The organism is Burkholderia sp. BE12 (assembly GCF_002959955.1).
In the GTDB taxonomy this organism is placed as follows: domain Bacteria; phylum Pseudomonadota; class Gammaproteobacteria; order Burkholderiales; family Burkholderiaceae; genus Burkholderia.
On record NZ_PREY01000041.1, the window covers coordinates 1 to 18,198 of the forward strand.

Here is an 18,198-nt window from a genome sequence, read left to right on the forward strand (position 1 = left end):
GCCCGCCGCTCGCCGCACGACGCACGACGCACGACGCCGTTGCGTCGGGCCGATTTCCCGCGTCTTCCGCGCCCGTCGTTTCGCCGTTCCCCCGCATGACGCCGCTGCCGTCCTGCTTGCCGCCGCCGCTTCGCGCATGCGCCGCCCGGACCGTTTTTTCGCCGCGCCGTGCATCGTTCCGCCCCCCGATCCGGCTTGGTTTGCGGCGCTCGCCCGATTCCCCGAAATACCCCCCTTTCCCGGCTTTGCTCGACCGATCGGCGTTTGATGCCTCCATGAATAATCGGTGTCACTGGAAAGCGGCATTCCGCCGTACCCGACCGGAGGCCCCGTGGCAGACGAGAGCGATCTCGACAAGACCGAAGCCGCCACTCCCAGGCGCCGCGAGAAGGCGCGCGAGGAGGGGCAGGTCGCGCGTTCGCGCGAACTGGCTTCGTTCGCACTGCTCGCGGCGGGGTTCTACGGCGCATGGCTGCTCGCGGGCCCGTCGGGCGGGCATCTGCAAGCGATGCTGCGCGGCGCGTTCACGTTCGATCGCGCGACCGCGTTCGACACCAACCGGATGCTGTCGGCGGCCGGCAGCGCGAGCCTCGAAGGCTTCGCCGCGCTGCTGCCGCTGCTCGCGCTCACCGGCGTCGCCGCGCTGCTCGCGCCGATGGCGCTCGGCGGCTGGCTGATTTCGCAAAAGACGTTCGAGCTGAAGTTCGACCGCCTGAACCCGATCTCGGGCCTCGGCCGGATCTTCTCGATCCAGGGGCCGATCCAGCTCGGGATGTCGGTCGCGAAGACGCTGGTCGTCGGCGGGATCGGCGGCATCGCGATCTGGCGCAGCAAGGACGAACTGCTCGGTCTCGCGACGCAGCCGCTCGGCGCCGCGCTGCCCGATGCGCTGCATCTGGTCGCCGTGTGCTGCGGCACGACGGTCGCCGGGATGCTGGTGGTCGCCGGGCTCGACGTGCCTTACCAACTCTGGCAGTACAACAAGAAGTTGCGCATGACGAAGGAAGAAGTGAAGCGCGAGCATCGCGAGAACGAAGGCGATCCGCACGTGAAGGGACGAATCCGCCAGCAGCAGCGCGCGATCGCGCGCCGCCGGATGATGGCGGCCGTGCCGAAGGCCGACGTGGTCGTCACGAACCCGACGCACTTCGCGGTCGCGCTGCAATACACGGACGGCGAGATGCGGGCGCCGAAGGTCGTCGCCAAGGGCGTGAACCTCGTCGCCGCGCGCATCCGCGAACTCGCGGCCGAGCACAACGTGCCGCTGCTCGAGGCGCCGCCGCTCGCGCGTGCGCTGTATCACAACGTCGAAATCGAACGCGAGATTCCCGGCTCGCTGTACTCGGCCGTCGCCGAAGTGCTCGCATGGGTGTACCAGCTCAAGCGCTTCCGTTCGGAAGGCGGCGCGTTCCCCGCGGTGCCGGTCGATCTCGACGTGCCGGCCGATCTCGACAAGGGCACGTCGGTGGCCGCCGACGATGAACGCGAGGAAGCCGAGGACACGCTCGGCACGCAAGGCACGCAAGGAGCTTCCGCATGAGCACCCCGACCGGCCTGTTCGCGAAGCGCCCGAACCCGTTCGCGGGCACGAATCTGCGCGCGCTCGCGGGCCCGATCCTCATCTGCATGATCCTGGGGATGATGATCCTGCCGCTGCCGCCGATGCTGCTGGATCTGCTGTTCACGTTCAACATCGCGCTGTCCGTGATGGTGCTGCTCGTCAGCATGTACACGATGAAGCCGCTCGATTTCGCGGCGTTCCCGAGCGTGCTGCTGTTCTCGACGCTGTTGCGCCTGTCGCTGAACGTCGCGTCGACGCGCGTCGTGCTGCTCGAAGGGCACACCGGCCCGGACGCGGCCGGCCAGGTGATCGAGGCGTTCGGCCACTTCCTCGTCGGCGGCAACTTCGCGGTCGGCATCGTGGTGTTCGTGATCCTGATGATCATCAACTTCATGGTGATCACGAAGGGCGCGGGGCGGATCGCCGAAGTATCCGCGCGCTTCACGCTCGACGCGATGCCCGGCAAACAGATGGCGATCGACGCCGACCTGAACGCGGGCCTCATCAACGAGGAACAGGCGCGCAAGCGGCGCCTTGCGGTATCGCAGGAAGCCGAGTTCTACGGGTCGATGGACGGCGCGTCGAAGTTCGTGCGCGGCGACGCGATCGCCGGCCTGATCATCATGGCGATCAACGTGATCGGCGGGCTGATCGTCGGGATGGTCCAGCACGACATGAGCTTCGCGGCGGCCGGCACCAACTACACGTTGCTGACGATCGGCGACGGCCTGGTCGCGCAGATCCCGTCGCTCGTGATCTCGACCGCGGCCGGCGTGATCGTGTCGCGCGTCGCGACCGACGAGGACATCGGCACGCAGATCACCGGCCAGTTGTTCACGAACCCGCGCGTGCTGAACATCACCGGCGCGATCATCGTGCTGATGGGGCTGATCCCCGGGATGCCGCACTTCGCGTTCCTCGCGCTCGGCGGCGGCGCGATCTGGCTGGCGCGCACGCTGACCCAGCGCGCGGCGGCCCGCAAGGCGGCCGGCGACGTGACCGACATCGCCCCGCCCGCCGTGCTGCCGGCCGACAGCCACGAAGCGACCTGGGACGACGTGCAGCTGATCGATCCGCTCGGCCTGGAAGTCGGCTACCGGCTGATTCCGCTCGTCGACAAGAACAGCGACGGCGAGCTGCTCAAGCGCATCAAGAGCATCCGCAAGAAATTCGCGCAGGAAATCGGCTTCCTGCCGCCGGTGATCCATATCCGCGACAACCTCGAACTGCGTCCGAACGCGTACCGGATCGCGCTGAAGGGCGTCGAGATCGGCGTCGGCGAAGTGTTCCCGGGCCAGTGGCTCGCGATCAACCCGGGCCAGGTCACGGCCGCGCTGCCGGGCGCCGTCACGCAGGATCCCGCGTTCGGGCTGCCGGCCGTGTGGATCGACGTCGCGATGCGCGAGCAGGCGCAGGTGTACGGCTACACGGTGGTCGACGCGAGCACGGTCGTCGCGACGCACCTGAACCATCTGGTCGTCCAGCACGCGGCCGAGCTGCTCGGCCGCCAGGAAGTGCAGGCGCTCGTCGAGCGCACCGGCAAGGATGCGCCGTCGCTCGTCGAGGACCTCGTGCCGAAGACGATCTCGCTCACCACGCTGCAGAAGGTGCTGCAGAACCTGCTCGAGGAAGGCGTGCCGATCCGCGACATGCGCACGATCCTCGAGGCCGTGTCCGAGCATGCGGGCCGCGGCGACGCGTACGAGATCACGGCCGCGGTGCGGCTCTCGCTCGGCCGCGCGATCACGCAGCAGTGGTATCCGGGCGCCGGCGAAATGCAGGTGATGGGCCTCGACGCGAATCTGGAGCGCGTGCTGTCGCAGGCGCTCGCCACCGGCGCGAACCCGGGCCTCGAGCCTGGCCTCGCGCACAACCTTCTGACCGGCACGCAGCAAGCGATGCTGCGTCAACAGAATCTCGGGCTGCCGCCCGTGCTGCTCGTGCAGCACGCGCTGCGCGCGATGCTCGCGCGTTTCCTGCGCCGCAGCCTGCCGCAATTGAAAGTGCTGTCGTATGCCGAAGTGCCGGACACACGCACGATCAAAGTCGTTAACGTCATCGGGGGTTCCGCTTGAACATTCGCAAATTCACCGGCGCAACGAGCCGCGACGCACTTCGTCTCGTGCGCGAGGCGCTCGGCGCCGACGCGGTCGTGCTGTCGAACCGCACGCTCGATGACGGCAGTGTGGAAATCGTTGCACTCGCCGATTCGGATCTCGCCGCGGTGGCGCCGCCGGCCGCGCGTCCGCGCCTCGCGACGTCGCGTCTGCCGGAGTCCGTGCCGGCCGCCGCCGTGCAGGGCATCGTGTCGCGCCCGGGCAGTGCGCCGCGCCCGGCCGTCAATCCGTATGCGGCGGGCGCGGGCGGCCTGCCGGACGTGTTCTCGTCCGTGTTCGGCGCGAGCGCCGACGCGCAAGAGCTCGACGTGCATGCTTCGTCGATCGATGCGGACGAGCCGGCAGCAGCGTCGTCGATCGCCGCGCCTGCCGCTGGTACGCCGGCCGCCGGGGCGCCGGCCGCCCCTTCCGAACCCGCGCCGTGGCTGGTCGAGCACGCGAAGCGCCTGATGCAGCAGCGCGACGCGCTGATGGCCCGTGCGCAGGCATCTGCCGAGCCGCGGGCGAGCGCGCCCGCGCCGCAAGCGGCGGCCGGCGCGACGCCGCTCGACTGGGCGCGCGACATCGTGCGCGACGCCGAACGCCGGATGCCGGCCGCCGGAGCGCCAGCCGCCGGAGCGCCGGCCGCCGCCGCTAACCGCGCCCCCGACACGGGCGCCGCGTACGCCGCCAAGGCGACGGAGCGCACGCGCCTGTCCGCCGACACGGCCGCCGCAGTGGCCGATGCGGTGAAGTCGCGCATCGAGCGGATCGTCAACGACACCGTGATGCAGGAGCTCGGCGAGCTGCGCGGGATGATGGAAGAGCAGTTCGACAGCCTGATGTGGCACGATCGCCAGCGTCGCAGCGCCGTCCACGGTGCGCTGACGAAGCACCTGTTCTCGGCCGGCTTCTCCGCGCAGCTCGTGCGGATGCTGGTCGACAACCTGCCGTCCGGCGACGGCGCGCAGACCTTCGAGCAGGCCGCCGAATGGGCGCAGTCGGTGCTCGCGTCGAACCTGCCGGTGCTCGACAGCGAGGACGCGCTGATGGAGCGCGGCGGCGTGTTCGCGCTGATGGGGCCGACGGGAGTCGGCAAGACGACCACCACCGCGAAGCTGGCGGCGCGCTGCGTGATGCGCTTCGGCGCGAGCAAGGTCGCGCTGCTGACCACCGACAGCTACCGGATCGGCGGCCACGAGCAACTGCGCATCTTCGGCAAGATTCTCGGCGTGCCGGTTCACGCGGTGAAGGATGCGGGCGACCTCGCGCTCGCGCTGTCCGAGCTGCGCAACAAGCACATCGTGCTGATCGACACGATCGGCATGAGCCAGCGCGACCGCGCGGTGTCCGACCAGATCGCGATGCTGCACGGCGCGAACGCGCCGGTGCAGCGCCTGCTGCTGCTCAACGCGACGAGCCACGGCGACACGCTGAACGAAGTCGTGCAGGCGTACCGCAGCGCGGGCGAGCATCCTGATCTGGCCGGCTGCATCCTCACCAAGCTCGACGAGGCAACTCACCTCGGCGGCGTGCTCGACACGGTGATCCGCTACAAGCTGCCGGTCCACTACGTGTCGACCGGCCAGAAGGTGCCGGAGAACCTGTACGTCGCGTCGACCAAATTCCTGCTGAAGAGCGCGTTCTGTGTGCCGCGCGACGGCTCGCCCTTCGTGCCGCAAGACGAGGACATGCCGACGCTGCTTTCCGCCCTGACCGCACGTTCCACCGCCGAGCTGCACGAGGTGCGATTTGGATAAACGGATCATCGACCAGGCCGAAGGGCTGCGACGCCTGCTGGCCGGGCGCGCGTCGCGCATCGTCGCGGTGACGGGCGGCCCGGTGGGCGTCGGCTGCACGTCCACCGTGGTGAACCTCGCGGCGGCGCTCGCGTCGCTCGGCAAGGACGTGCTCGTCGTCGACGAACGCGCCGACGTGCATTCGGCCAGCGCGACGCTCGCCGGCGCGTGGCTGCGCGACGGCGAACGCACGCGGGTGGCGGCCGGCTTCGGCCTGTGCGGCGCCGCGCGGCTCGCGCGTGCCGGCTACAGCGACGCGCAACTGAGCGACTTCATCGACGGCCCGGCCGACATCGTGCTCGTCGACGCGCAGCTCGGCGCCGACGGATCGTTCTCGGCGCTCGCGCGCGAAGCCCACGACGTGCTGATCGTCACGCGGGTCGCCGCGCAGGCGATCACCGAGGCGTATGCGTGCATGAAGCGGCTGCATTTCGCGCACGCGCTCGCACAATTCCGCGTGCTGACCAATCAGGTCGGCAGCCACGCGGACGCGAAGACGGCCTTCGACAACCTCGCAGGCGTCGCGAGCCGCTACCTGACCGTGTCGATCGCCGACGCGGGCTGCGTGAGCGCCGATCCGCTCGTCGAGCACGCCCGAGAACTGATGCATGCGGTGGTCGATGCGTTTCCGTCGTCGGCTGCCGCGCGCGATTACCGGCAGATTGCCGCCGACCTGTTGTACTGGCCGATGCGCCCGCGTTCGGGTGCGGGCCGCGCAGTCCACGCCGGCGGCAAGCCGTCGTATGAGGCGGGCGCGGCACACGCCGCGTGAGCGCCACCCGAAGGAGGGAGCCATGATGTACAACGCTCAAGGAAAGATGTCCCAGGCCGACGTGCTCGCGCAATACGCGCCGCTCGTGCGTCGCCTCGGGCTGCAGCTCGTCGCGAAGATGCCGGCGAGCGTCGATCTCGACGACCTGATCCAGGCCGGCATGATCGGACTGATGGACGCGGCCGGCCGCTACAAGGAAGACCAGGGCGCGCAGTTCGAGACCTACGCGACGCAGCGCATCCGCGGCGCGATGCTCGACGAGCTGCGCAGCAACGACTGGCTGCCGCGCAGCCTGCGCAAGACGTCGCGCGAGGTCGAGCACGCGGTGCACCAGGTCGAGCAGCACCTCGGCCGCTCGGCGAGCGAGACCGAGATCGCGCAGCACCTGAACATGCCGCTCGACGAATACCAGGGGATGCTGCAGGACCTGCACGGCAGCCAGCTCATCTACTACGAGGATTTCGACCGCGCGGCCGACGACGAGCCGTTCCTCGACCGTTATCGCGTCGATCATGCCGATCCGCTGTCGGCGCTGCTCGACGACCATCTGCGCGAGGCGCTCGTCGAGGCGATCGAGCGGCTGCCGGAGCGCGAGAAGCTGCTGATGTCGCTGTACTACGAACGGGGTCTGAATCTGCGCGAGATCGGCGCGGTGCTCGAGGTGAGCGAATCGCGCGTGTGCCAGTTGCACAGCCAGGCCGTTGCGCGCCTGCGTGCGCGGCTGCGCGAACAGGCGTGGGTCGGCGCCGAGTCCTGACCCTTTACCGCGGCCGCGCGCGCCGACGCCGCGCGCCTGTGCCGCGGTTGCGCGGCGCTTGCGCATTTCGCGCGCCGATTTGCTACAATCCCCTCCGTTTTCCGAGGAGCGTTGCGACGGACCATCCAGCGTCCGCCAGGCTCGGAAGGCTTCACCAAGCAGCCGTGCAGCGGTTTTTTCGCGCCGGCCCCGCTTCCTGAACGGCGCTCACGTCACCAATCTAGAAACTTTTTAGAAAGGAGGGCGTGATGAACGCCATTATCGATTCCAAGGCTTCCCACGATTACGTCGTCGCCGACATGGCGCTGGCCGGCTGGGGCCGCAAGGAACTGAACATCGCCGAGACCGAAATGCCGGGCCTCGTGCAGATCCGCGACGAATACAAGGCGCAGCAGCCGCTGAAGGGCGCGCGCATCGCCGGTTCGCTGCACATGACGATCCAGACGGGCGTGCTGATCGAGACGCTGAAGGCGCTCGGCGCGGACGTCCGCTGGGCGTCGTGCAACATCTTCTCGACCCAGGATCACGCCGCGGCCGCGATCGTCGAAGCCGGCACGCCGGTGTTCGCGTTCAAGGGCGAATCGCTCGACGAATACTGGGAGTTCTCGCACCGCATCTTCGAATGGCCGAACGGCGAATTCGCGAACATGATCCTCGACGACGGCGGCGACGCAACGCTGCTGCTGATCCTCGGCTCGAAGGCCGAGCAGGACCGTTCGGTGATCGCGAAGCCGACCAACGAGGAAGAAGTCGCGCTGTACAAGTCGATCGCGGCGCACCTCGACGTCGACGCGAACTGGTACTCGAAGCGCCTCGCGCACATCAAGGGCGTGACCGAAGAAACCACGACCGGCGTGCACCGCCTGTACCAGATGGAAAAGGACGGCCGCCTGCCGTTCCCGGCGTTCAACGTGAACGATTCGGTCACGAAGTCGAAGTTCGACAACCTGTACGGCTGCCGCGAGTCGCTCGTCGACGGCATCAAGCGCGCGACCGACGTGATGATCGCGGGCAAGGTCGCGGTCGTCGCGGGCTACGGCGACGTGGGCAAGGGTTGCGCGCAGTCGCTGCGCGGCCTGGGCGCGACCGTGTGGGTCACCGAAATCGATCCGATCTGCGCGCTGCAGGCGGCGATGGAAGGCTACCGCGTCGTGACGATGGAATACGCGGCGGACAAGGCCGACATCTTCGTGACGGCGACCGGCAACTACCACGTGATCAACCACGATCACATGAAGGCGATGCGTCACAACGCGATCGTCTGCAACATCGGCCACTTCGACTCGGAAATCGACGTCGCGTCGACCCGCCAGTACCAGTGGGAAAACATCAAGCCGCAGGTCGACCACATCATCTTCCCGGACGGCAAGCGCGTGATCCTGCTGGCGGAAGGCCGCCTCGTGAACCTCGGCTGCGCGACCGGCCATCCGTCGTTCGTGATGTCGAACTCGTTCGCGAACCAGACGCTCGCGCAGATCGAGCTGTTCGTGCGCGGCAACGAGTACGAGAACAAGGTGTACGTGCTGCCGAAGCATCTCGATGAAAAGGTCGCGCGCCTGCACCTCGCGCGCATCGGCGCGAACCTGTCGGTGCTGTCGGACGAGCAGGCTTCGTACATCGGCGTGCAGAAGGACGGCCCGTTCAAGCCGAACCACTACCGCTACTGATGCGCGGCCGCCGCCGTGTCGTGCGCGCCCGTGGCGGGCGCACGGCGCGGCGGCGCTCCCCGATCGTACCGATCGACAACCGAACCGGAGCCCTCCATGAGCCTCATCCTCACCTGGGTCATCAACGCGCTCGCGTTGCTGATCATCACGTACCTCGTGCCGTCGATCCACATCAAGAGCTTCGGCACCGCGCTGATCATCGCGGTCGTGCTCGGGCTGATCAACACGGTGATCCGGCCGGTGCTGATCCTGCTGACGCTGCCCGTCACGATCGTCACGCTCGGGGTGTTCATCCTCGTCGTGAACGCGCTGTGCTTCTGGTTCGCGTCGTCGCTGCTGAAGGGCTTCGAGGTGTCGGGGTTCTGGTCCGCGTTCTTCGGTTCGATCCTGTACAGCATCGTGTCGTGGCTGCTGTCCGCCCTGATCTTCGGCCAGCGCGACATCGGCTGAGGGCGGGCGGGTTGAGGCCCAACCCCATCGAATCATGAAACCGATCGAACTCTCGTTTGAATTCTTCCCGCCGAAGACGGCGGACGGCGTCGAAAAGCTGCGCGCCACGCGCGCGCAGCTGCTGCCGCTGAAGCCGAAATTCGTCTCCGTGACGTTCGGCGCCGGCGGATCGACGCAGCAGGGCACGCTCGACACCGTGCTCGACATGCAGAAGGACGGCCTCGAGGCCGCCCCGCACCTGTCGTGCATCGGCTCGTCGCGCGACAGCCTGCGCGCGATTCTCGACCAGTACCGCTCGCACGGCATCCGGCACATCGTCGCGCTGCGCGGCGACCTGCCGTCGGGGATGGGCGCGGTCGGCGAGCTGCGCTATGCGTCCGAGCTCGTCAGCTTCATCCGCGCCGAGCATGGCGACTGGTTCCACATCGAGGTCGCGGGCTATCCGGAGTACCACCCGCAATCGCGCTCGCCGAAAGCCGATCTCGAGAATTTCGCGCGCAAGGTGAAAGCCGGCGCGAATTCCGCGATCACGCAGTACTTCTTCAACGCGGACGCGTATTTCCGCTTCGTCGACGATGCGCGCAAGCTGGGTGTGGACGTGCCGATCGTGCCGGGCATCATGCCGATCACGAACTTCTCGCAGCTGATGCGCTTCTCCGAGATGTGCGGCGCCGAAGTGCCGCGCTGGGTCGCGCGCCGGCTCGAGAGCTTCGGCGACGATCGCGAGTCGATCCGTGCGTTCGGCGCGGACGTCGTCACGAGCCTGTGCCAGCGCCTGATCGACGCGGGCGTGCCGGGGCTGCACTTCTACACGCTGAACGCGGCGGTCGCGACGCGCACGATCTGCGAACGGCTCGCGGTGTAAGCGCCGTCACGCGGTTGTATGCTTAAAAGCCCTGCCGGTTCGTGCCGGCGGGGCTTTTTTATCGTGAAGCGTGACGCGCGGCGAAAACGTGCGCGCGTCAGCGCTGCGCCTGCATCAGCGGCGGGCGGCGGTCGAACCACGGCCGCGCCTGTTCGAGCTGCCGCGCGAGCCGTAGCAGCAACGCTTCGTCGGCGTGGCGCGCGGCGAACTGCACGCCGATCGGCAGCCCGCGCGCATTCCAGTACAGCGGCACCGACATCGCCGGCTGGCCGGTCAGGTTGAACAGCTCGGTGCAGCCGGCCCAGGCGAACGCCTTCTCCGACGACTTCGCGAGCATTTCCTTCAGCAGCGGCTTTACCGGCAGCGCGGCGAGCAGCTTCATCTGCGCGGATTCGAACGGCGTCGGCTGCAATTCGCCGATCTTCACCGGCGGCCCGGCGAGCGACGCGCACAGGATCGCGTCGTAGCGCGACACGAGACCGGCGACCTGCACGGTGAGCTGGCGCTGCCATTCGAGCACGTCGGGCAGCCGCGTGCGCGCAAGGCGGCGGCCGACCACGGCCATCGCCCACGTCGCGGCCTCGAATTCGCCGCGCCGCGGCGTGCGGCCGGTCAGTTCGCGCGCGCCGAGCACCATTTCCTCGGCGATCGTCGCCCACAGCGTCAGGAAGGTTTCGGCCGCGCGCGCGTAGTCGATTTGCAGCGTCGCCGGCTCGACGTGGTGGCCGAGCGATTCGAGCAGCGCGGCTGCGTCGTCGAGCGCCGCGCGCGTGTCGTCGGCGAGCGCCGGCGCGAGCATCGGATCGACGACGAGGCCGATCCGCAGCGGGCCGGGCGGCGTATCGAGCGCGCCGAGGAAGGTGCCGGGCGCGCCGGGCGGCAGGGTCTGGCCGGTCGTCACGTCGAGCAGCAGCGCGCTGTCGCGCACGCTGCGCGACACCGCGTGCTGGACGACGAGTTCGCCGTTCGACGGCAGGTCGACGAGCACCGGGTTGCGGCTCGGCTTCAGGCCGAACAGCCCGCAGCACGACGCCGGAATGCGGATCGAGCCGCCGCCGTCGGACGCATGCGCGAGCGGCACGATGCCGGCCGCGACGGCGGCCGCCGCGCCCCCGCTCGAACCGCCGGGCGTGTGATCGAGATTCCACGGGTTGCGGCACGCACCGAACAGTTCCGGTTCCGTGTACGGCATCTGGCCGATCTCGGACGTGTTGGTCTTGCCGAATACATTGAGGCCCGCCGCGCGGCTGCGCGCGATCACCGGCGAATCGTCGGCCGGCACGAAGTAACGGTAGTGCCGGCTGCCCATCGACAGCGGCAGCCCGGCGACCGCCGCGCCGAGATCCTTGACGAGATAAGGTACGCCCGCGAACGGCACGTCGGCGCCCGGCTCGGGCGCGGCCGCCGCACGCGCGCGCGCGGCTTCGTAGTCCTGCAGCACGATCGCGTTGATCGCGCCGTTGACCGCTTCGGCCTGACCGATCGCGGCGTCGAGCAGTTCGCGCGGGCTGGCGTGGCGGTCGCGCACGAGCGCGGCGAGGCCGATTGCGTCGTGCGCGAGATAGTCCGAGTGCATCGCGGTCACCCCCGTGTGACTCGTGGCGATGGTGCGAGCATAACGCGGGCCCGGCGTGGCGGGCCCGCGGCCGTGCCTTTTTAAAGGTGCTCGGCGAGGAAGGTCAACGTGCGGCCGTGCGCGAGCGCCGCCGCGCGCTGGTTGTACGAGGCGCGGTCCGTGCAGTTGAAGCCGTGCTCGGCGCCCGGGTAGACGTGGAACGACGCATCGCCGTGGCCGGCGAACGCGGCCTTCACCTGGTCGACGGCGGTGAGCGGAATGCCGTGGTCGTTTTCCGCGTAGTGGAACAGGATCGGCTGCGTGATCTGGGCGGCGAGATCGAGTGCGTTCTGGATGCCGCCGCCGTAATAGGCGACCGCCGCGTCGAGCTTGCCGGTCGCCGCCGCGCGGTACGCGATCTGGCCGCCGAAGCAGTAGCCGATCGCGGCGAGCTTGCCGCTCACTTCGGGGCGTGCGCGCAACGCGTCGGCCGCCGCGCCGATGTCCGCGACCGCGAGACCCACGTCGGTCTTCTTCATCAGCTCGATGCCCTTGTCGCGATCCGCGCCCTCGTAGGTCAGCTCGACGCGCGGCTGCGTGCGCCAGAACACGTCGGGCGCGAGCGCGACGAAGCCGTCGGCCGCGTACTGGTCGGCGACCGCACGGATGTGCGAGTTCACGCCGAAGATCTCCTGGATGATGATGACGGCAGGGCCCTTGCCGCGCTTGGGCAGTGCGAGATAGCCGCCGAAGCTGTCGTTACCGGTCGGGATGTCGATCCATTGGGCAGTCACGTTCTGAACTCCTGGCGTGCGGGGTGCGCGAGGCGCCCCGCGGGTAAAAAGAGGGCGGCTTAGTGTGCCACCAATCGTGCTGTGGTGCAGCGCGCGCGGCCGCTTCTCGCGCAGCGATCGTTTCGATCTCGATTATTCATTTTTCGGCGCCGCGCCGCTTCGATAGAGTCGATGTGTCGGCCTTTACAAAGCGCTTTCGCGCATCGTCATCGAAGGATTCGCCATGTCTTCCCGCTCGTTTTCCACGCCCTTTTCCGAACGCTTCGGTTTGCGCCTGCCGCTCGTGCAGGCGCCGATGGTCGGCGCGACCACGACCGCGATGGTCACGGCCGCGTCGAATGCCGGTGCGCTCGGCAGCCTCGGTGCCGGCGCGCTCGCGCCCGAGCGCCTCGCGGCCGAAGTCGCCGCAATTCGCGCGGCGACCGATCGCCCGTTCGCGATCAACCTGTTCGTGCTGCCCGACGTCGCGCCCGATGCGGCGACGCTCGCGCGCGCACTGGCGGCGATCGACCCGCTGAACGCGACGCTCGGCTTGCCGCCGGGCACGGCGCCGGCGCGCTACGCGCCCGATTTCCGCGCGCAGCTCGATGCGCTCGTCGCGCTGCGCGTGCCGGTCGCGAGCTTCACGTTCGGCGTGCTCGACGCGGCCGACGTCGCGCGCCTGAAAGCCGTCGGCACTTATGTGATCGGCACCGCGACGCACGTGGCCGAAGGGCTCGCGTGGCAGGCGGCCGGCGCCGACGCGCTGTCCGCGCAGGGCGCCGAGGCGGGCGGCCATCGCGGCACCTTCATCGGTTGCGCTGACGATGCGCTGATCGGCACGTTCGCGCTCGTCCCCCAGCTCGCCGACGCGACGGGCTTGCCCGTGCTCGCCGCGGGCGGGATCATGGACGGCCGTGGCATCGCGGCCGCGCTCGCGCTCGGCGCGCAGGGCGCGCAACTCGGCACCGCGTTCCTCACGTGCGCGGAAAGCGCGATCGCGGCGGACTGGAAGGCGCGGCTGCTCGCGAGCGCCGATACGTCGACGCAGGTCACGCGTGCGATCACCGGCCGTCATGCACGAGGGCTGCGCAACACGCTGATGGCGCGGCTCGGCGAGCACGTGGCCGACGCCGCACCGTATCCGGTGCAGAATGCGCTGACCCAGCCGCTGCGCCAGGCCGCCGCGCGCGCGAACGACGGCGACTACCTGTCGCTGTGGGCCGGACAGGGCGCGCCGCTCGCGCGGCGGCGCGGCGATGCGCTGACGACGTCGCAGCTGGTCGCCGCGCTCGACGCGGAATGGCGTGCATCGGCCGCCTGAACGCTGCTTCATCCGCCGCAACCGTCGATATCGGGCGGCGAAACGCGCGTGGTGTCACGCGCGTTTCATTCAATGATCACGGGCATAAAATACCGAATCGAAATGCCCCGTGAATAGGTCGAAACGACCTTTCGAAAGTATGCCGGGAATTAGCGGAAACCCTTATCCGCCGGGGCTTGCAGCGTTATTCGAGTCATCCTTCCAAAGCGTGCATATCGGTAGTGTTACCACTACCCCAAAAAAGTCCCACAAATTAATTTGATCACCTACACTTGCGCGCAAGTACGGGCGGGCAGCTGCTAAAAGCGGCGGTTTTCACGTACTTGAGGCCAAGTGCATGAACGATGCAACCGGCGAATCGTCCAGTGATGGCAAACACGGGGATGGCAGCGGGGCACCGGGCGATGGCGTTTTTTGGGACCGAACTGGAGACTTACATGAATATCAAGATGCAAAAGCTGTTGCCGATCACCGCAGCGGCGATGCTGTGTGCTGCAGCTGCAAGCAACGCGTCCGCCGATCAAGTCGTCAAGATCGGCCACGTCGCGCCGTTGACGGGCGGCATTGCACACCTGGGCAAGGACAACGAAAACGGCGCACGTCTCGCGGTCGAGGAAATCAACGCGAAGGGTCTCACGATCGGCGGCCAGAAGATCACGCTGCAACTCGACCCGCAGGATGACGCCGCCGACCCGCGGCAGGCGACGCAGGTTGCGCAGAAGCTCGTCGACGACAAGGTCGTCGCGGTGGTCGGCCACCTGAACTCGGGCACGTCGATCCCGGCCTCGAAGATCTACAGCGATGCGGGCATCGTGCAGATTTCGCCGTCGGCGACCAACCCGGTGTACACGCAGCAAGGGTTCAAGACCACGTACCGCGTGGTGGCGACCGATGCGCAGCAGGGCCCGGCACTGGCGAACTATGCGCATTCGAAGGGCATCAAGAGCGTGGCGGTGGTCGACGATTCGACCGCTTACGGCCAGGGTCTCGCGAACGAATTCGAGAAGAAGGCGAAGGCGCTCGGCCTGAAGGTGATGTCGCATGACGCGACGAACGACAAGGCGGTCGACTTCCGCGCGATTCTGACGAAGATCAAGGGCGAGAACCCGGACGCGATCATGTACGGCGGCATGGACGCCACCGGCGGCCCGTTCGCGAAGCAGGCGAAGCAGCTTGGCCTGCGCGCGAAGATCTTCGCGGGCGACGGCGTGTGCACGGAGAAACTGGCCGACCTGGCCGGCGACGCGACCGACAACATCGTGTGCTCGGAAGCCGGTGCTTCGCTCGAGAAGATGCCGGGCGGCAGCGCGTTCAAGGCGAAGTACGAGAAGCGCTTCGGCCAGCCGATCCAGATCTACGCGCCGTTCACGTATGACGCCGTGTACATCATCGCCGACGCGATGAAGCGCGCGAACTCGACGGACCCGGCGAAGATCCTCGCGGCGATGCCGGCGACGAAATACACGGGCGTGATCGGCACGACGACCTTCGATTCGAAGGGCGACCTGCAGCACGGCGTGATTTCGCTGTACAACTACAAGAGCGGCAAGAAGTCCCTGCTCGACGAAGTGAAGATGTAACGCAACGAGCGGTCGACAGGAGGGTGAAAGCGCGCATGCGGCAACGCATGCGCGCTTTCTTTTTGGGCCGGCGTGTGCCGCCGCGCCGTCAGATCTTCAGGTGCGCGAGCACCTTCGGTGCGACGAGCGCGACGAGCGCCGCGCACAGGGCGACGACCGACAGGCCGATCGTCAGGTTCGCGGCCTGCGCGACCGCGCCGATCACGACCGGACCGAACAGCAGTCCGAAATACGCGAGCCCGGCCACGTGCGCGAGCCCTTCGGCCGCGTGGATGCCTTTCACGCGCGCGGCGGCCGCGAACAGCACGGGCATCATGTTGGCCAGCCCGAGGCCCATCAGCGTGAAACCGGTCAGCACCGCGACCGGATTCGGCAGCAGCAGCGCGCCGATCATCCCCCCGCAGGCGAGCGACGCGCTCGCGAACACGAGCTGCGGCGCGCCGAAGCGGGCGCGCACGGCGTCGCCCGCGAAGCGCGCGATGGCCATCCCGCCCGAGAACGCCGCGTACGCGGCGCTCGCGAGCGCGGGGCTCGCCGCGACCACGTCGCGCATGTAGACCGTCGCCCAGTCGTACATCGCGCCTTCGGCGATCAGCGCGACGAGCGCGATGCCGCCGAGCATCCAGAGCGCGGGCGAGCGCCAGCGGTTGCCGCCGCCGTGCGCCTGTTCGTGATGCGGCACGTGCGGCAGCACGGCCGGGCTCGCGACCACGAGCACCGTGGCGCACACCGCCGCCGCGAGCGCGAGATGCGCGACCGGCGCCATGCCGGCCGACAGCAGTGCGCCGCCGGCCGCCGCGCCGGCCATCCCGCCGATGCTGAACATCCCGTGCAGCGACGACATGATCGGCTTGCCGAGCGCGATTTCGACCGCGCTGGCCTCGGCGTTCATCGCGACGTCGAGCGTCGCCATCGAGAAGCCGAACAGCGCGAGCACCGCGAGCAGCATCCAGTAGTCGGGCACGACGAGGATCAGCGCCGCGCACGCGGACATCACGAGCCCGCCGGCGAGGCACGCGGTGCGCGAGCCGACGCGCGCGATCCAGCGCGCGATGGTCAGCATCGCGGCGATCGACCCGCCGGCGACCGCGAACAGCGCGATCGACAGCAGCCCGGGGCTCAGCGCGAACTTGTCGCGCACGGTCGGCACGTGCACGCCCCACGACGCGTACATCATGCCGGCGACGAAGAACAGCGCCATCGACGCCGTGCGCGCACGCTGGCGGGCCGGCAGCGGCAGCACGCGATGCGCGTCGGGCGGCGCGGCGAACGGGGACGACGATTCGGGGGAGGAGGATTCGGACACGGGAAGGCTCGTCGGGAAAATGCGTGGGCGCACACGGCGCCCGGCGGATTTGTCCGATTCTATCGAACCGCTTACGTTTCTGCCGGGCGATGGCCGTTCGGTCGATGCGACGCGTGCGGCGAGCGCGGGTAACATCGAAGCCATGCCCGAGGCACCGCCTTTCGACCGCAGGAGTTCCTCTTGAACATCGATCCCGCCTTCGCCCTGCATCTGCTGCACCGCTGCGCGCTCGGCACGCTCGCCACCCATGCGCGCGAACCGCAGGGGTTCCCGTATCCGACGGTCGTGCCGTTTGCACCGGATGCAAGCCATCGGCCCGTGATCCTGGTGAGCGGCCTGGCCGAGCACACGCGCAATCTCGCCGCCGATCCGCGTGCGGGTTTCCTCGTCGTCGATGCCAATGACGGCGATGTCCTGAACGCCGAGCGCGCGACGCTGCTGGGCCGGTTCGTGCCGCTCGGCGACGATCCGCACGTTACCGCGCGTTACCTGCGCTACGAACCGGACGCCGCGCGCTATCTCGCGCTCGGCGATTTCGCGTTCTGGGCGCTCGAGATCGAGCGGCTGCGCTATATCGGCGGGTTCGGACGGATGGGCTGGGTCGACGGCACGCATCTCGATGCGCTGCCGCCGCTCGCGTTCGACGACGAACAGGCGCTGTGGCGTGCCTACGAAGCGGGCCACGCACGCCGCGACGGGCTCGACCTGCTCGGCGTCGACCGCCATGGCGCGGACTGGCGATGCGACGGGCGCCGCGTGCGCACGCCGTTCGAGTCGCCGTCGGCCGATATCGGTGTGCTGCGCGAGCGGCTGATCGCCTGCGCGAAGAATGTGACGTGACGTCGCGGGTCAGTGATTTGTCCGTTTAGCAAACCGCGTCATGTGGTTTTCGCAAAACTGTCGTGCGATGAAAGCTTTGATTTTTTGAATGCAGGGTAATTGCGTATATTGATAGACCTAATAGCCAATCGCTAATGTCCTAATCTCTATGCAGGAGCGTAAAAATTTGAGAAAAGGCCGCGGCCGGTCAAAATGACATGTGCGAATTACAATTGGTCTCGGGATTTTCGTGAATCTCGCTTCTATCAAATCTTTTTTGTGCTAATCTCTGCCTTCGAAAATCCGAGGCACATATATTTCATGAATGGTGAGCTGGCTCAGACCGGCGCCATTGGTCAGATAGATAGAAAGGGAAACTATGTCTTCTTACAAGGACCTGCTGGCCCAGCGGGAGAAGCTGGAGAAGCAAATCGAAGAAGCGAAGTCGCGTGAATACGCTGAAGTGCTGAATGACGTGAAGCAGAAAATTGCCGACTACGGCTTTTCGCTCGCCGAACTCGGTCTCAGCCGCGCGAAGGCCGGCAAGGTCGGTCGCCCGCGCGCAGGCGTGGCGGCAAAATACCGCGATCCGGAAACGGGCGCGACGTGGTCGGGTCGTGGCAAGCCGCCGCGCTGGATCGCCGGCAAGAACCGCGAACAGTTTGCGATTTAAACGTTCGTTTAGGTTGTCCGCTCTTCAGAAGAGCCGCGTGTCCGTCGAGGAGCGCGGCTTTTTTGTTTTCCGGACGCCGGCAAGGCCGCTGTGCCGTCATGAAAATGTAAGTGTGTCGTGTGAATGAAAATGCGACACGTTCGCATAAGCGATTGATTTAAATGAGAAATTTGTGGGTACTGGAAGGGCGCGCGGGGCGCC

16 protein-coding genes and 1 riboswitch are annotated in these 18,198 nt (G+C 67.9%); of the genes, 12 read left to right on the forward strand and 4 right to left on the reverse strand.

The features are described from left to right. Positions 1–277 (reverse strand): hypothetical protein (locus C4B30_RS35975; RefSeq protein ID WP_234015472.1); only part of this gene is annotated, 277 nt, incomplete at its 3' end. Between the two features lie 54 nt (positions 278–331). Between C4B30_RS35975 and flhB the strand changes: the two genes are divergently transcribed. The 8 genes from flhB (at position 332) to metF (ending at position 9,967) form a co-directional block, all read left to right on the forward strand. After that, entirely contained in the window at positions 332–1,540 is a 1,209-nt protein-coding gene (gene flhB, locus C4B30_RS31085) for a flagellar biosynthesis protein FlhB (protein ID WP_105133385.1), read from the forward strand. Next, a complete protein-coding gene (gene flhA / locus C4B30_RS31090) occupies positions 1,537–3,636 on the forward strand; it encodes a flagellar biosynthesis protein FlhA (RefSeq protein WP_027783243.1) in 2,100 nt (699 codons plus the stop codon). Before flhB ends, flhA begins: the two co-directional genes overlap by 4 nt. Continuing rightward, complete coding sequence (gene flhF, locus C4B30_RS31095) at positions 3,633–5,417, forward strand: flagellar biosynthesis protein FlhF (protein WP_027783244.1); 1,785 nt, start codon at positions 3,633–3,635, stop codon at positions 5,415–5,417. The genes flhA and flhF overlap by 4 nt, the downstream gene beginning before the upstream one ends. Next, positions 5,410–6,228: a nucleotide-binding protein gene (locus C4B30_RS31100; protein ID WP_027783245.1), complete on the forward strand. Its 819-nt coding sequence runs from the start codon at positions 5,410–5,412 to the stop codon at positions 6,226–6,228. The genes flhF and C4B30_RS31100 overlap by 8 nt, the downstream gene beginning before the upstream one ends. A 22-nt stretch (positions 6,229–6,250) precedes the next feature. Beyond that, positions 6,251–6,985 (forward strand): RNA polymerase sigma factor FliA, encoded by a 735-nt coding sequence (locus C4B30_RS31105; RefSeq protein ID WP_027783246.1) that lies wholly within the window; start codon positions 6,251–6,253, stop codon positions 6,983–6,985. A gap of 97 nt (positions 6,986–7,082) precedes the next feature. Continuing rightward, positions 7,083–7,201: riboswitch (S-adenosyl-L-homocysteine riboswitch) on the forward strand. A 32-nt stretch (positions 7,202–7,233) separates the two neighbouring features. Next, positions 7,234–8,652 carry an adenosylhomocysteinase gene (ahcY, locus tag C4B30_RS31110; protein ID WP_027783247.1) on the forward strand — a complete coding sequence of 473 codons (1,419 nt, stop codon included), beginning with the start codon at positions 7,234–7,236 and terminating at the stop codon, positions 8,650–8,652. 96 nt (positions 8,653–8,748) lie between these two features. Next, a complete protein-coding gene (locus tag C4B30_RS31115) occupies positions 8,749–9,102 on the forward strand; it encodes a phage holin family protein (protein ID WP_027783248.1) in 354 nt (117 codons plus the stop codon). A gap of 34 nt (positions 9,103–9,136) precedes the next feature. Further along, a complete protein-coding gene (gene metF, locus C4B30_RS31120) occupies positions 9,137–9,967 on the forward strand; it encodes a methylenetetrahydrofolate reductase [NAD(P)H] (protein WP_027783249.1) in 831 nt (276 codons plus the stop codon). Between the two features lie 97 nt (positions 9,968–10,064). Here the strand turns inward: metF and C4B30_RS31125 are convergent, their stop codons facing one another. Beyond that, a complete protein-coding gene (locus C4B30_RS31125; protein ID WP_105133409.1) occupies positions 10,065–11,543 on the reverse strand; it encodes an amidase in 1,479 nt (492 codons plus the stop codon). A gap of 80 nt (positions 11,544–11,623) precedes the next feature. Further along, complete coding sequence (locus C4B30_RS31130; protein ID WP_027783251.1) at positions 11,624–12,316, reverse strand: dienelactone hydrolase family protein; 693 nt, start codon at positions 12,314–12,316, stop codon at positions 11,624–11,626. A 223-nt stretch (positions 12,317–12,539) separates the two neighbouring features. Between C4B30_RS31130 and C4B30_RS31135 the strand changes: the two genes are divergently transcribed. Beyond that, a complete protein-coding gene (locus C4B30_RS31135) occupies positions 12,540–13,619 on the forward strand; it encodes an NAD(P)H-dependent flavin oxidoreductase (RefSeq protein WP_027783252.1) in 1,080 nt (359 codons plus the stop codon). Between the two features lie 437 nt (positions 13,620–14,056). Beyond that, positions 14,057–15,199 (forward strand): branched-chain amino acid ABC transporter substrate-binding protein, encoded by a 1,143-nt coding sequence (locus tag C4B30_RS31140; protein ID WP_027783253.1) that lies wholly within the window; start codon positions 14,057–14,059, stop codon positions 15,197–15,199. Positions 15,200–15,287: 88 nt separating this feature from the next. On the opposite strand, the gene C4B30_RS31145 is transcribed toward C4B30_RS31140, so the two are convergent. Continuing rightward, positions 15,288–16,505 (reverse strand): MFS transporter, encoded by a 1,218-nt coding sequence (locus tag C4B30_RS31145; RefSeq protein WP_105133386.1) that lies wholly within the window; start codon positions 16,503–16,505, stop codon positions 15,288–15,290. A 180-nt stretch (positions 16,506–16,685) separates the two neighbouring features. Here C4B30_RS31145 and C4B30_RS31150 point away from each other — a divergent pair, with 180 nt between their 5' ends. Both C4B30_RS31150 and C4B30_RS31155 read left to right on the forward strand, forming a co-directional pair. Next, a complete protein-coding gene (locus C4B30_RS31150) occupies positions 16,686–17,345 on the forward strand; it encodes a HugZ family pyridoxamine 5'-phosphate oxidase (protein ID WP_105133387.1) in 660 nt (219 codons plus the stop codon). A 358-nt stretch (positions 17,346–17,703) separates the two neighbouring features. Beyond that, a complete protein-coding gene (locus C4B30_RS31155; RefSeq protein WP_006491875.1) occupies positions 17,704–17,997 on the forward strand; it encodes an H-NS histone family protein in 294 nt (97 codons plus the stop codon). The last annotated feature ends 201 nt before the right edge of the window (positions 17,998–18,198 follow it).

Excerpts from the sequence above, each read along its gene's own strand:
- C4B30_RS31105 (WP_027783246.1), top strand. The coding sequence starts at position 6,251 with ATGATGTACAACGCTCAAGGAAAGATGTCCCAGGCCGACGTGCTCGCG.
- C4B30_RS31155 (WP_006491875.1), top strand. The coding sequence starts at position 17,704 with ATGTCTTCTTACAAGGACCTGCTGGCCCAGCGGGAGAAGCTGGAGAAG.
- ahcY (WP_027783247.1), top strand. The coding sequence starts at position 7,234 with ATGAACGCCATTATCGATTCCAAGGCTTCCCACGATTACGTCGTCGCC.
- C4B30_RS31140 (WP_027783253.1), top strand. The coding sequence starts at position 14,057 with ATGAATATCAAGATGCAAAAGCTGTTGCCGATCACCGCAGCGGCGATG.
- C4B30_RS31135 (WP_027783252.1), top strand. The coding sequence starts at position 12,540 with ATGTCTTCCCGCTCGTTTTCCACGCCCTTTTCCGAACGCTTCGGTTTG.
- C4B30_RS31125 (WP_105133409.1), bottom strand. The coding sequence starts at position 11,543 with ATGCACTCGGACTATCTCGCGCACGACGCAATCGGCCTCGCCGCGCTC.
- flhA (WP_027783243.1), top strand. The coding sequence starts at position 1,537 with ATGAGCACCCCGACCGGCCTGTTCGCGAAGCGCCCGAACCCGTTCGCG.
- metF (WP_027783249.1), top strand. The coding sequence starts at position 9,137 with ATGAAACCGATCGAACTCTCGTTTGAATTCTTCCCGCCGAAGACGGCG.
- C4B30_RS31115 (WP_027783248.1), top strand. The coding sequence starts at position 8,749 with ATGAGCCTCATCCTCACCTGGGTCATCAACGCGCTCGCGTTGCTGATC.